The organism is Kitasatospora sp. NPDC114501, from assembly GCF_055633695.1.
This window is the reverse complement of sequence record NZ_JBVKDS010000020.1, coordinates 65,415-77,872: the sequence shown is the minus strand read 5'-3', so window position 1 is coordinate 77,872 and position 12,458 is coordinate 65,415. Positions and strand designations below refer to the sequence as shown.

Sequence of the window (12,458 nt, the reverse complement as noted above, 5' to 3'; positions counted from 1 at the left end):
TCCCCAGCCGCGGCGAACGGCCGGCCGGCCCGAAGGTCGGCCGGCCGTTCGCCGCGGGTTCCTCACCACCGCACCCGTACGGGCCGTTCCGCGGCGGCCGTCCCGCTCACGCCGCGTCCAGCGCCTCCACCAGCGCCGTCAGGAACTCCTTCGGCCGTTCCAACTGCACGCTGTGCCCGGCGCCTTCGACCGCGACCTCGCGCACCCGCCCGCCGGCGGCGGCGTAGCGGTCCAGCACGGCGCGGGTCTGCGCCACCATCGGCTGTGCCGGGCAGGCGTCGGCGCCGGGCCAGCCCGGGACCGCACCGATCGCCCCCAGGTGGGCCAGGTCGAACAGCGAGGTGTCGGAGACGATCACGTCGGCCGTACCGCGGATCCACAGGATCGGCGGCTTCGGCTCGACCAGTTCCAGGTCGTCGATCCGGAAGTGGGTCGGCGCCATCGAGTTGAGCACCCCGCGGTCGCCGGGTCCGAAGCCGGGCCAGGCGTCGCTCGTGCGGCTGTCGCCCGGGTAGTGGTCCTCCCCGGTCCGGGTGGTCAGCATCGCGGTCACGAAGGGGTCCGGTTCCGCCAGCGGCTCGCTGACGTAGGCGCTGTTCAGCACCGAGCGAGGCGCGAACGGTGACTCGGCGCCCAGGTCGCCCTCGCGCAGCAGCCGGACGAACTCGGGGGCCGCACCGCCGGCGCCCGAGCCCGCTCCGTCGGGCGAGTTGAGCCGCCCGTCCACCCCGTGGGTGCCGCCGAAGCCGTACGGGGAGACCGGGTTGACCAGGGTGAGGGAGCGGACCAGTTCCGGGTGGTCGCGCAGCAGTTGCAGCACCACGCCGCCGCCCATGCTCCAGCCGACCAGGTGGACCGGGCCGAGTTCCAGCGCCCGGAGGTAGCAGAGCAGGTCCTCGCTGTGGTCGCGCAGGCCACGGGTGGCGTCGACCGGGAGCGGCTCGGTGCCGCCGAAGCCGCGCAGGTCGGGCGCCAGCGGACGGTAGCGCTCGGGGAGGGCGGTCATGGTCGAGTGCCAGAAGACGCCGGAGGAGACGTTGCCGTGCACCAGGACCACGGGTTCCCCGGTGCGGCCCTCGATCTCGGCGTGGCTCACGGTGAGCCGGTCGGTGGCGATCCGTCGGTCAGTGATCATCCGGGTGGTCCTCAGTTCAGCCAGCCGGCGACCTGCGCGCCGGCCGCGCTGTCCCAGCCGAGTTGCAGGTGGTTGGCGAGGGTGATGAGCGCGGTCCCGCCGACGGTGCCGAAGCCGGTGGTGTCCAGCGCGCTGGCGACGAAGACCACGCCGTCGCTGGGCCCGCGGTTCTCGTTGAAGATCCCGACGATGCTGGGCGTGCCGCCGGCCAGGAGGTACGACGTCACCGAGGAGGGGACCCCGGCCTGCTGTAGCGGGGCGATCAGCGAGCCGGCGTTGATCGCGGCCTGGATGCCGCCGCCGTCGGTGTAGAAGCCCTGCCCGCCGTGGTACGTCGTGTACCAGTCCTGCTGGGTCTGGTCGATGCCGAACACCGAGTCCCAGCGGGCCAGCATCTGCCGCTGCCCGGGGTAGACGTCGTAGCCGCTCGTGGGGGTGAACGAGAACTCCGGGTGCGAGGTGTAGGTGCCGTAGCACGTCATCCGCAGGTGGGGGGAGGGGGCGTTGACGGCACCGCCGCACTGCGGCCAGATCGAGAAGTCGTGCGCCCAGCCGTGCGCGAACGGGTAGTCGTAGCCGCCGTTCGGGCCGCCGAGGGTGATCAGCTTGCGCACGTCGCCCGCGTACGGGCGGCCCCAGGAGGGCTTCACCGATGACACGTAGGCCCGCGAGGACATCTCGCCCTTGCTCCAGCCCACCACGTCCACCTTCGGGACACCGAGCTTGGCACGGATCAGCGCGACGGCGTCGCCGACCTCCTGGGCCTGCATCAGGTTGTCGCCCTGCTTGTGCGCGAACCCGATCGCGAAGACCCGGTAGCCCCGCCCGGCCAGGTTCTGCATCAGCCCGGTGTTCGGGCAGGAGGCGGAGCCGCAGCCGTAGCCGCCGGACTCACCGGGGTTGGCCCAGGCCCGGTCCGGGTTGTCGTTGGCGCCGTGCACCAGCAGCACGGGGACCTGGTGCGCGCCGGTGTTCCAGCCCGGGGCCGAGTAGAGCAGGAAGCGGCCGGAGAAGGGCTGCTTGACGCCGCCGAAGAAGGTGAGCCGCTGGCCGTCCTGGTCGCCGCGGCCGTCCGGCGGGTACTGCTCCTGCCGGAAGCCGGTGGTGGTGTCGAGGTAGCGCTCGACGCGTTCCCAGCCGTTGGCGACGCTGCCGTACGTCGCCTCCAGGGTCAGGTTGGACGGCACCGCGGCCGTGGTGGCAACCGCCGGCACCGCCGGGACGGCCGCACCGACCAGTGCCAGCACGCCCGCGAGCACCCAGCCCAGTCCTCTTCGCATACGCGTTCACTCCTCCATGCCGAGGGTCCGGTCCGAGACACCCTAGGGCTGCCGAAGTGCCGCTCCCTATGTCGGTCGCACACACCTCGGGCCTCCTGATGTGGTCCTCGGCCACCTGGCCAGGAGCCGGCCGCGAACAGCCCGCGCCCCCGGCCGTCGGGCCCTTTGAGCTCGGCGCTTTCCCCGGCGGCGAGGTCTCCGCCGAGCCCGCAGTGCGGCCTAAGGCGTGTCTGACAATTCGCGTCGGATCAGGGCGCGGCGTTGGGGTGCGTGCATCGCAAGGCGGAGGAGGGAGCCACTGCGGAGTATTGGTGACCGACGACAACGCGGCGAGGTGCGTGCCCCGGCGTCGCGCACCCGGCGGGAATTGTCAGACACGCCTTAGCAGGGCCGGGGGCGCAGCCGGCGGCGGAGGGCCAGGCGCAGCGCCAGCCGGAGGCGGCCGGTGGCCGGGCGGCCGGCGAGGACCGCCTCGAAGCGGCGGCGGTCGCGGGCCGCGCGCAGCACCTCGACGTCGTGGGTCCCGGGGACGGGCGGGGCCGGTTCGGCGTGCTGGGCGGCCCGGTGACTGTCGAGGAGGTGCTGCTGCAGTGCGTTCATGCGCCCACCGTGCACTCCGGTGGCCCCACAAGTCCCGTCGATTGACGGCCCCCGTCAAATGGCGGGAGCGCTCCCCCGCCCGAACCCGCACGTCAGGGGCCCGGCACCATAGGGGGGTGAGCGTGACCATCGACATCACCGGACTGCCGCACGAGCGGATCACCTTCTGCCCCTCGCCGCTGGCCGAACTCGCCAACGCGCTGCACGCGCTGGCCGAGCCCGCCCACCACGCGCGCCTGCACGCGTGGACGACGGCGACCTCCGCCGCGCTCGTACCGGAGCTGGCCGACCGGCTGCTGGAGGCCGAGTTCATGTGGCGGTCGACGCGCTCCGACTTCCTGATGCCGGCACGGCCCCGGGAGACCCTCGCCGAGGAGTTGGACGACCTCGACCGCATGGACGACGAGCGGTTCGTCGGCACGGCCCTGGAGATCTCCTGCAGCACCAGCCACTACCCGAGGGGCCTGCCGTCGCCGCTGGTCGACGCGTGGTCGCGGCGCCGCGCGCTCGACCTGGCGGCGGCGCGCGGCCCGCGCCAGGCGGCGTTCGTCGAACGGATGCTCGCCGACCCCACCGCCACCCGCGCGTGGATCCGGCGCCTCCTGGAGGACTGCGACCAGGCGTTCTTCGCCGACACCTGGCGCCGGGTCCGCGTCCAGCTCGCCGCCGACGCCCAGCACAAGTCCGAGCTGCTGCGCCGCAAGGGCCTGGCGGCGGCGCTCGCGGCGGCGTCACCGGCGCTGAGTCTGGAGGAGGACGAGCACGGCAGCCGCATCGTCGTCGACAAACTGCTCCACGGCCGCACCCAGGCCCGGGACACCGCCGTCACCCTGCTGCCGACCGTCTTCGGCTGGCCGCACCTCTTCACCCTGTACGGGCCGGGCTGGCAGCCCGTGATCCAGTACCCGGCCGCCGCCCACGAGATCGGCGGCGCGGAGCCCGTGGAGGCGGTCAAGCTGCGCCTGGACGCGCTGACCCATCCGCTGCGGATGGGCCTGTGCCGCAACCTCGCGCGCGGCAGCTACTCGACGAACGAGCTGGCCGACGCGTACGGCATCACCGCCCCCGAGGTCTCCCGCCACCTCGCCGTGCTGAAGAAGGCCGGGCTGGTCACCACCCGGCGCCGGGGCCGCTACGTCCTCCACCGGCTCGACAACGCGGTCGTGGCCCGGCTCGGCAGCGACTTCCTGGAGTCCGTGCTGCGATAGGAACGGACGGTGGGGCGGCAGATCAGTACGCCCGGCCGCTTCGGCCGGTCGCCGAGGCCGTCGCGAAAAACACGACAGAGGATGTCGGGTTTCACCGGGACAGTGGGGTTGCCGGCCGGCTCCGTGGTGGCGCCGGCCGGGGACGACGAACGGACAAGGGACCCTCATGCGCGAAACACCCGAGGAACTGCACCGGCTCCAGGCCCTCCTCGACGCCTCGCTCGCCCGCTCCACGGCCCACCTGCGGTCGATCATCAGCAGCGAGCGCACGCTCACCGCCGAGCAGCTCACCGGCGTGCTCACCGGCATGCGCACGCTCGCGCTGTCCACCGTGACGGCGAAGGGCGAGCCGCGGATCAGCGGCGTGGACGGGCACTTCCTGCACGGAAAGTGGCACTTCGGCACCGCCGTCGGCGCCGCCAAGGCCCGGCACCTCGCCGCCCGGCCCGCCGTCAGCGCCGCGCACCTGCGCGGGGAGGAGCTGGGCGTGTTCACCCACGGCACCGTGGAGGTCCTCAACCCCCACGGCGGCGAGCCGGCCGCCGACTGGCCGGACCTGCTCGCGTACTTCCGGGACTTCTACGGCGACGACGCCTTCGACTGGGAGAACGACGTGGTCTACTACCGGCTGCACCCGCGGTGGATGGCGGTGTTCGCCGCCGACCCCGCCGAGCTCGGCGCGGCGGCGGGTCAGGCGTAGCCCCGCCCGTACTGAACCCGGGGCGGGGCGGGCCGAACCGCCGCGCCCGGCGAGAATGGTCCCGCGCGGTCGGCGTACCAGCGGGCGCGCGCCGACGACGGGCGACGGGCGACGGAGGGAACGACGTGCGGGCGAGCCGGACCATCGCGCTGCTGCTGCTCCTCCAGAGCCGGCGGGCGATGACCGCCGCCGAACTCGCCGCCGAGCTGGAGGTCTCCGAGCGCACCGTGCAGCGGGACGTCGCGGCCCTGGTCGAGGCCGGGGTGCCGGTGTACGCCGACCGCGGTCGCGGCGGGGGCTACCGGCTCGTCGACGGCTACCGCACCCGCCTCACCGGCCTCGAACGCGCCGAGGCCGAGGTCCTGCACCTGGCCGGACTCCCGGGCCCGCTGCGCGACATGGGCCTGGCCGGGCACGCCCTCGCCGCACGGCTGAAGGTCGCCGCCGCCCTGGGCGACGCCCCCGCGGCCGCCACCCGGCGCTTCCACCTCGACGCACCGGCCTGGTTCCGCGACGCCGAGGCCCCTCCGCTGCTCGCCGAGGTGTCGCGTGCCGTGTGGGAGGACCGCGTGCTCCACGGCCGCTACGCGGCACGCGGCGGCACCCGGGAGCGGCGGCTGGAGCCGTACGGCCTGGTCCTGAAGGCCGGCCGGTGGTACCTCGCGGCGCGCGGCCCGTCCGGCCGGTTCGGCTCGTACCGCGTCGACCGCTTCGAGACCGCCGAGGCCGGTGACGAACGCTTCGAGCGCGACGCGGAGTTCGACCTCGCCGACCACTGGGCCACCGCGGCACGGGAGTTCACCCGCGCGATGCTGCGCGAGCGGGCCGTGGTACGCCTGAGCCCCGTCGCCGTCGAGAACCTCGCCGTCCTGCTGGAGCCCACCGTCGCCGCCGACGCCCTCGCCACCGCGGGCCCCCCGGACGCCGACGGCTGGGTCACCGTGACCCTGCCGGTCGAGACCTGGGACATCGGCTACCTCGAACTCCTCCGCCTCGGCCCGGAGGCCGAGGTCCTCGACCCACCCGAACTGCGCGCCCGCCTGGCCGACGCCACCCGCCGCGCCGCCGCCCTCTACACCCGGCCGTCGGGCCGAGGCGGAACCTGACCGGCCGACCCACCGACCCACCGACCGGCCGACCGAAGCGGACTCCCGAACGGCCCGACCGGCAGCGGCCGGTGGACGTCACGGGACCCGCCGCCGTGGCCGTGGGTGATGACGCTACTCGGCGCAACCGGATCGCCGCGCACCGGCGGGCCCGGAAGACTCGGAGCCCGGGGGGGGAAGCACCCGAAACCCCAGGAGTCCCCGCACATGTCCCCGAAAACGATCGCCGCCGTCGCCGTGGGTCTCGCCGGCACCGTCGCTCTCGCCCCCGTCGCCTTCGCGGGCGCCCCCGTGACCATGAACATGGGCACCGGCAGCGCCGAGTGCACGCTCTCGTGGGCGAAGGACGGCGTCACCTTCGAGGCCCTCACCCCGGGCAGCGGCACCTCGTCCTTCCGGGACGTCAACGCCACCGGGACGGTCACCGTCGACCTCACCGCCGTCGGCAACCCCGTCGGTCTGGCGAACTCCGTCTACATCCGTACCGCGGCCAAGGGCGGGTTCACCCTGACCGACGCCGCCGGCCACTACGTGCGGGTCTCCAACCTCGAGGGCAGCCTCTCCGGCGACAGCACCTTCGTCGTGCAGTCCAGCAGCGACCCGGCGGGCGCCCGCATCCCCGTCTACCACCTCCCCATCCGTCCCCGGATCACCCCCGACGTGCGGTCCGTGGTCCCGCCCCGGGTCGACCTCGCGCTCTCCGACATCCGGATGATCGTCCTGCCCGAGTTCGCCACGGTCATGAACCAGACCTTCGGCGACGGCACCGTCCAGCCCGGCGACCAGCTCGGCACCTGCACGGCCGAGACCACCTCCTGACCCGAACGCCCAACGGTGGGAAGCGGCTTGGTGCGGCTCCCCGGCCGCTCCCGGTGGAAAAATCCCGGCGCCGCCGACGGTCGTCCCGGGATACTGGTCGCCATGCATGAGGTAGAGGTCGTCGTCGCCCACTCCGAGCGCGCGACCCTGCGCGTCGGCGACGTGTTCCTGAAGGTGGACGGCGACCGGGCGCGCACCGCGGTCGAGGCCGAGGCGATGGCCCTGGCGCCGGTGCCCACCCCGGAGGTCCTGTGGCGCAGGCCGCCCGTGCTCGCGATCGCCGCCGTCCCGGGGACGGCGCTCGGCCGCCTCGGCGAGCCGTCGACCGCGTCGCCGGCGGCGTGGGCCGCGGCGGGCGCCGCCGTCCGGGCCCTGCACGAGGCGCCGTTGCCGCGCTGGCCCGGCAGGGGCGTCGACGAGTTGGCGGCGGAGCTCGACGGCGAGTGCGAGTGGCTCCTGACGAACGGCGTCCTGCCCGCCGACCTGGTCATCCGCAACCGCCGGATCGCCGAGGGCGCTCTCCGGCCGTGGACGCCGGTGTTCACGCACGGGGACCTGCAGATCAATCATGTGTTCGTCGAGGGCGACGAGGTCACCGGCATCATCGACTGGTCCGAGGCGGGCCGGGGTGACGCCCTGTTCGACCTCGCCATCCTGACGCTCGGGCACGAGGAGCGCCTCGCCGACCTCCTCGCCGGCTACGGCACCGACGTCGACCTCGACGTGATCCGCGCGTGGTGGTCGTTGCGGAGTCTGGTGGTGGTCCGCTGGCTGGTCGAGCACGGCTTCGACCCGTCCGCGCCGGGCTGCGAGGTCGACGTGCTGCGATCCCGGATGTGAGGCCCTCGACGGGGAGGCCCGGGCCGAGGACGGTAGATTCGCTCCCCGTCCACCGACCGAGGGAGTGCCCGTGCCCGACCGGCCCAGCCTGCTGTACGTGACCGACCTGGCCTACCCGGCCCGCGGGCGCCGGTAGGGCGACGAGGACGTCCTCCTCACCTCCCGGCTGCGGGAGTGGTTCGACCTGGCCCTGTGCCACCCGCTCGACGCCCGGGCGCTGATGGGGCGCTTCGACGCGGTCGTGGTGCGCAACAGCGGGCCGGTGCTGCACTACCGGGAGGAGTACGCCCGGTTCCGCGCCCGGGCGCTGGCCGACGGCGTGCGGGTCTACAACCCGCTGACCGGGCGGGGCGACATGGCCGGGAAGCGGTACCTGCTGGACCTGACAGAGGAGGGGCATCCGGTCATCCCCACCGTCGACCGCCCGCAGGACCTCGGCCGGCTGCCCGCCGCCGACCTCTACGCGGTCAAGCCCCGGGAGGGCGCCGACAGCATCGGCCTGCGCTTCCTCGACCGCGACGGGCTGGACGCCCTCGCGTGGGGCGAGGTGCTGGTCCAGCCGCGGATCGACTTCCGCTACGAGGTGTCCTTCTACTTCGTGGACGACGCCTTCCAGTACGCCCTCCACACGCCCGACCCGACCCGGCGCTGGGTGCTGGAGCCGTACCAGCCGAGCGCCGCCGACCTGGAGTTCGCACGGGGCTTCGTCGAGTGGAACACGCTCGCCCACGGCATCCAGCGGGTGGACGCCTGCCGCGCGCCGGACGGCCGGCTGCTCCTGGTCGAGCTGGAGGACCTCAACCCGTACCTGTCCCTCGACCTGGTCGCCGACGAGGTCCGGGAGGGCTTCGTGCGCGCCCTGGCGGATTCGCTGCGCCGTTTCCTGGGCTGACCCCTCTGGGGCACCGCGCCCGCCACCGCACCCGCCCCCCCGGGGGGCCGTCACGCCCGTCAGGGTCGTTCGGCCCACTCGGCGGTGCCCGGGGCCTCCTGTTTCCGGGCGTCGAGGATCTCCGGGGCGATCCGCGGGTGGTCCTCCAGGACGATCGGCGAGGACAGCACCACCCCGCGTTCGCCGTCCGGCCCGGCCAGCACCGGCCAGGTGCGCTCGTTGCGGCACCGCTCGACGGCCGGGCGGGCCCACGCGGGCGGGTCGGTGACCGACAGGAAGGCGCCGTGCTCCAGCCCGAGCAGCAGGTGGACGGAGACCAGTGAGCGCGGCAGCGCCTGGTCGCGGGTGGCCCGGCGGGGCGGCCTCCAGGCGGAGGCGTTCTCCACCTCCACGATCAACCGTTGCGCCCGGTGCGGGCCGGGCACGGCCTCGGCCCGCAACCGGACCAGGCCGTCGACCTGTTCGCGCCGCCGCACCACCCGGCCGACGACGGCGCCGCCCTCGTGCACCAGCCCGGTCTCGCCGACGCCGGGCAGCCGGAACGCCCGCTGCACCGCTCCATCCTCCAACTCCTCGATGGGAAGGACGAGTTCGAACCGCTCTTCGGCTTCCTCGTCCCACTCGGCGAGGTCCCGGTCCGCCAGTTCCAGCCGCTCCACGGACTCGAAGCCGGCGGCGGTGGCCCGTTCGACGGTGCGCCGCTGGACCCGCAGGAAGCGCAGCTCGACCGCCAGCACGTCCCCGCCGCGCGCCTCCATCAGGCAGTCGGTGCGCTGGTGGGAGTGCTCGCCGCCCTGTGCGGTGTACTCGGGCGGCACCAGGACGCCGGACTGCCGGCGCGGCCGGCTCTCGGCCGCCGAGGTGCGGTCCGGGGAGAGCGCGTGGCCCTCCAGCAGCACCGCGTCGGCGATCCGCCGGGCGGCCGCGAAGCCGCGTTCGACCCGTTCCGGGTAGCCGCTCACGGGGCCGTCCCCCCGATCGCCGCCGCGAGCAGCTCGCGCACCGTCGCCTCCCAGGCGGGCAGGGCCCGCGGGGAGCGGCAGGCCGGCAGCTCGTCGGTGACGTCGTGCGGCAGCCGCAGCCGGCCGCCGCCGGGGACGTGCCGGTCGAACGGGCCGGCGAGGAGAGGAATCCGCATGTCCGCCTCCGACGGGGTGGGCTCCGGGAACCCGGCGATCATCGCCTCCGCCCCCGCGACCCCTCGCCCGGTCCGGCATGTCGTGCCGCGCGTTCACCCGAGCGGCCGGGGCCGGGCAGCAGGGCCGAGCGGGTAACATGTAAGTCATGATGCCGATGAGTGACCCTTACGAAATTCGTCCCGGTGTACCAACCGTCGAGGTCTTCCGCCGCCTGCGCACCGACGCCGGCCTCTCCGACAAGGCCCCCGAGGCGGTGGCGCTCGCCCTCCCCAACACCTGGTACGGCGTGGTCCTCCACCACGAGGGCCGGCCCGTCGGCATGGGGCGGATCATCGGCGACGGCGGCACCGCGTTCCAGGTCACCGACATCTGCGTCCACCCCGCCCACCAGGGCCGCGGCCTCGGTCGGCGCATCATGGCCGCGCTCACCGAGGAACTGGAGCGCCGGGCACCCGCCACCGCGTACGTCTCGCTGATCGCCGACGGCCCGGCGCGCTTCCTCTACGAGAAGTTCGGCTTCGCCGACACCGCCGCCCACGACTCGATCGGCATGTACCGCCTGATGGGCGGGAGCTGACGCCCCACCGGCGGCGGTGTCGGTGGCCCCGTGTGTTCGGGCCGGTGCTCCTCGCCCCGCCGCCGGAGCAGCCGTAGCCGGGCGGCGGGCGGTCGGAGCGGCGGGCGGTCAGAGCGGCAGGGCCTGCCAGCTGTCGAACGTGGTGGGCGTCCTGCCCGTGCGGTAGTGGACGCGGCCGTCCGTACCGATGGCGAACACATGGAGGACGCCGTCGCCGTCGACGACCGCGGCCGGGTGGTCGAGGACGCTGCCGCCGAGGTCCTGCCAGGCGCCGTAGCCGGAGTTCGGCGCTTTCTGGGCGGTGGTGCTCACACCGCCGGCGCGGTTGCGCTCGAACAGGACGAGCCGGCCTCCGAGGGTGGCCGCGGCCGGCTCGCCCGCGCCCCCGTGTCCGCCGAGCGCGGCCGGGACCCGGCTCCACGAACCGCCGGGCCATACCTGACGGCTGACCAGCACCGCCCCGGTACCGGCTTCGCGGTAGGCGAGTGCGATGCGGCCGTCCTGGTCGAGCGCGGCCCTGGGCGGGCTCGCCGGCCGGGCGCCCGGGATGGTGCCCGGGCCGCTGAAGGCGCCGTTCGGGGCGCCCTGCCGCCAGCCCAGGATCCCGGTGCGGGTGCTCGCGAAGACCTCGATCGCCCCGACGCCGTTGCGGATCGCGGTGACCGGGTCCTGGAGGTCGGTGCCGCCCAGGTCCGTCCAGGTGCCCGCCCAGGCGCCGCCCGGGGCGGTCTGCCCGGTGGTGCTGAGGCCGCCCCCGCCGTTCTTGACGAAGACCTCCAGCCGCCCGTCCTGGGAGGCGGCCACCACGGGTACGCCGACCTGTCCCTCGGTGCCGCGCCCGGTGTCGGGGTTGCCGTGGTCGGTCCAGGTGTCCGACCACCGGCCGTCGGGCGCGGCCTGCGGCAGGGAGACGAGGTGGTGGTCGGTCAGACGCCGGGCGAAGACCTCCAGCCGGCCGTCGGCGTGGGTGCCGAGCACGACGCCCGGCGCCAGTCGGCCGCCCGGGTCCGCCAGCCGCAGCGGACCGCCCCAGCTCCCGTCCGTCCGCCGCCAGGAGGTGTGGAGGGCGCCGGCCCGGACGACGAAGACCTGGGGCCGGCCGTCCCCGCTCAGCCCGGCCCAGAAGGTCCCCCGCGACCAGCGGTAGTACATCCGGGAGAACCAGGAGGGCGAGTAGTTCCCCGACGAGTGGTCGTGGCTTGCGTACTCGGCGAAGGCCGTGTCCTTGGAGGCGGCCGTCACCGGGTCGAGGTTCACCGGGCAGTCACCGATGTTGTAGTCCCGGTAGTTCACCTCGATCAGGGAGCCGCCGTACAGCCGGGCCGCCTCGCCGGCGAACCTCGCGGCGGCGACGTGGTCGGCGTGGTCGCCCGAGTAGCGGCTGTCCGGGAGTTCGTCCTGGGCCCGGAGCACGGTCGGCCGGTACGTCACCATCACCTGCCGCAGCACCTCGACGACCTCCGCGGCCGTGTAGGTCGACGGCCCGGACAGCGGGCTGCCGACCGGGACGACCGTGGTGTCGGTGCCGCCGGCCAGGACGCCGGCGAGCTTGGCGTCGTGCAGGTTGAGGAAGATCAGGTGCACCGGCCGCCCGTCGAGGACGTACCGTTCGACCTCCTTGCCCGCCACCGTCCACGCCTCGACCGTCCAGCGCCCGACCTCGTCGGTCGTCGGGTCGCCGTCGCCGGCCCCGGCCATCCGGGAGTAGGCGTTGACCGCGCCCATCTGCCGGTTCCACGTGCGCAGCGGCTCGCCGGCGGTGTCCCAGCAGACCGTGGCGCACGGATCGCCGGTCCCGTTTCCGGCCGTGACGAACACCGTGACGGACGGGGTGCCGTCGGCGATCGCGTGGGACAGGTCCGGGTTCATGAACAGGATGTCGTCGTCCTCGTGTGCGACGACCTGGAGGAACAAGGGCCCGGAGCCGGTGGCCGCGGCCGGACCGGGGGCGGCGGCCGCGCGGGTCGCGGCCACCCGGGTCAGGACGGGTGCGGCGAGGGCGGCGAGCGCGACGGAGGTGAGGAGTTGCCGTCGTCCGACTGCCATGCGGTTCCTCCGGTGAGAGGTCGGCATTCGGCATGTGGCCATGCCAAGGGGAGGTTAGCGCACGGTCGGATGCGCACGGCCACGCTTCGTGCCGCGCACATTCACTTTCCGGCCAA

At 74.3% G+C, this 12,458-nt stretch carries 12 protein-coding genes and 1 pseudogene; 7 read left to right on the top strand and 6 right to left on the bottom strand.

What is annotated here, in order from left to right:
* Nucleotides 1-106: 106 nt before the first annotated feature.
* From ACZ7RU_RS32025 to ACZ7RU_RS32015, 3 genes are all read right to left on the bottom strand, one after another.
* The gene (locus tag ACZ7RU_RS32025; RefSeq protein WP_470344474.1) at nucleotides 107-1,135 is read right to left on the bottom strand and encodes an alpha/beta fold hydrolase; all 1,029 of its coding nucleotides are present in this window, start codon (nucleotides 1,133-1,135) and stop codon (nucleotides 107-109) included.
* A gap of 11 nt (nucleotides 1,136-1,146) precedes the next feature.
* Nucleotides 1,147-2,415: an esterase/lipase family protein gene (locus ACZ7RU_RS32020; protein ID WP_470344473.1), complete on the bottom strand. Its 1,269-nt coding sequence runs from the start codon at nucleotides 2,413-2,415 to the stop codon at nucleotides 1,147-1,149.
* 381 nt (nucleotides 2,416-2,796) lie between these two features.
* Nucleotides 2,797-3,015, bottom strand: a complete 219-nt coding sequence (locus tag ACZ7RU_RS32015) for a hypothetical protein (RefSeq protein ID WP_470344472.1) — start codon at nucleotides 3,013-3,015, stop codon at nucleotides 2,797-2,799.
* A gap of 116 nt (nucleotides 3,016-3,131) precedes the next feature.
* Here ACZ7RU_RS32015 and ACZ7RU_RS32010 point away from each other — a divergent pair, with 116 nt between their 5' ends.
* From ACZ7RU_RS32010 to ACZ7RU_RS31985, 6 genes and pseudogenes are all read left to right on the top strand, one after another.
* Nucleotides 3,132-4,223 (top strand): DUF5937 family protein, encoded by a 1,092-nt coding sequence (locus ACZ7RU_RS32010; RefSeq protein WP_470344471.1) that lies wholly within the window; start codon nucleotides 3,132-3,134, stop codon nucleotides 4,221-4,223.
* A gap of 166 nt (nucleotides 4,224-4,389) precedes the next feature.
* The gene (locus ACZ7RU_RS32005) at nucleotides 4,390-4,923 is read left to right on the top strand and encodes a pyridoxamine 5'-phosphate oxidase family protein (protein ID WP_470344470.1); all 534 of its coding nucleotides are present in this window, start codon (nucleotides 4,390-4,392) and stop codon (nucleotides 4,921-4,923) included.
* 125 nt (nucleotides 4,924-5,048) lie between these two features.
* On the top strand, nucleotides 5,049-6,029 hold the full coding sequence (locus ACZ7RU_RS32000) for a helix-turn-helix transcriptional regulator (protein ID WP_470344469.1): 981 nt from the start codon (nucleotides 5,049-5,051) through the stop codon (nucleotides 6,027-6,029).
* Nucleotides 6,030-6,236: 207 nt separating this feature from the next.
* On the top strand, nucleotides 6,237-6,848 hold the full coding sequence (locus ACZ7RU_RS31995) for a hypothetical protein (protein ID WP_470344468.1): 612 nt from the start codon (nucleotides 6,237-6,239) through the stop codon (nucleotides 6,846-6,848).
* Between the two features lie 102 nt (nucleotides 6,849-6,950).
* Nucleotides 6,951-7,688 carry a phosphotransferase gene (locus ACZ7RU_RS31990; protein ID WP_470344467.1) on the top strand — a complete coding sequence of 246 codons (738 nt, stop codon included), beginning with the start codon at nucleotides 6,951-6,953 and terminating at the stop codon, nucleotides 7,686-7,688.
* Nucleotides 7,689-7,752: 64 nt separating this feature from the next.
* Nucleotides 7,753-8,580: pseudogene (locus ACZ7RU_RS31985) on the top strand (ATP-grasp domain-containing protein).
* A 59-nt stretch (nucleotides 8,581-8,639) separates the two neighbouring features.
* On the opposite strand, the gene ACZ7RU_RS31980 reads toward ACZ7RU_RS31985, so the two are convergent.
* Together ACZ7RU_RS31980 and ACZ7RU_RS31975 are read right to left on the bottom strand one after the other, a co-directional pair.
* The gene (locus tag ACZ7RU_RS31980) at nucleotides 8,640-9,542 is read right to left on the bottom strand and encodes a hypothetical protein (protein ID WP_470344466.1); all 903 of its coding nucleotides are present in this window, start codon (nucleotides 9,540-9,542) and stop codon (nucleotides 8,640-8,642) included.
* Nucleotides 9,539-9,718: a DUF6084 family protein gene (locus ACZ7RU_RS31975; RefSeq protein WP_470344465.1), complete on the bottom strand. Its 180-nt coding sequence runs from the start codon at nucleotides 9,716-9,718 to the stop codon at nucleotides 9,539-9,541. Before ACZ7RU_RS31975 ends, ACZ7RU_RS31980 begins: the two co-directional genes overlap by 4 nt.
* 146 nt (nucleotides 9,719-9,864) lie before the next feature.
* Here ACZ7RU_RS31975 and ACZ7RU_RS31970 point away from each other — a divergent pair, with 146 nt between their 5' ends.
* The gene (locus ACZ7RU_RS31970; protein ID WP_470344464.1) at nucleotides 9,865-10,296 is read left to right on the top strand and encodes a GNAT family N-acetyltransferase; all 432 of its coding nucleotides are present in this window, start codon (nucleotides 9,865-9,867) and stop codon (nucleotides 10,294-10,296) included.
* Between the two features lie 108 nt (nucleotides 10,297-10,404).
* Here the strand turns inward: ACZ7RU_RS31970 and ACZ7RU_RS31965 are convergent, their stop codons facing one another.
* Entirely contained in the window at nucleotides 10,405-12,342 is a 1,938-nt protein-coding gene (locus tag ACZ7RU_RS31965; RefSeq protein WP_470344463.1) for a DUF8189 domain-containing protein, read from the bottom strand.
* Nucleotides 12,343-12,458: the final 116 nt, after the last annotated feature.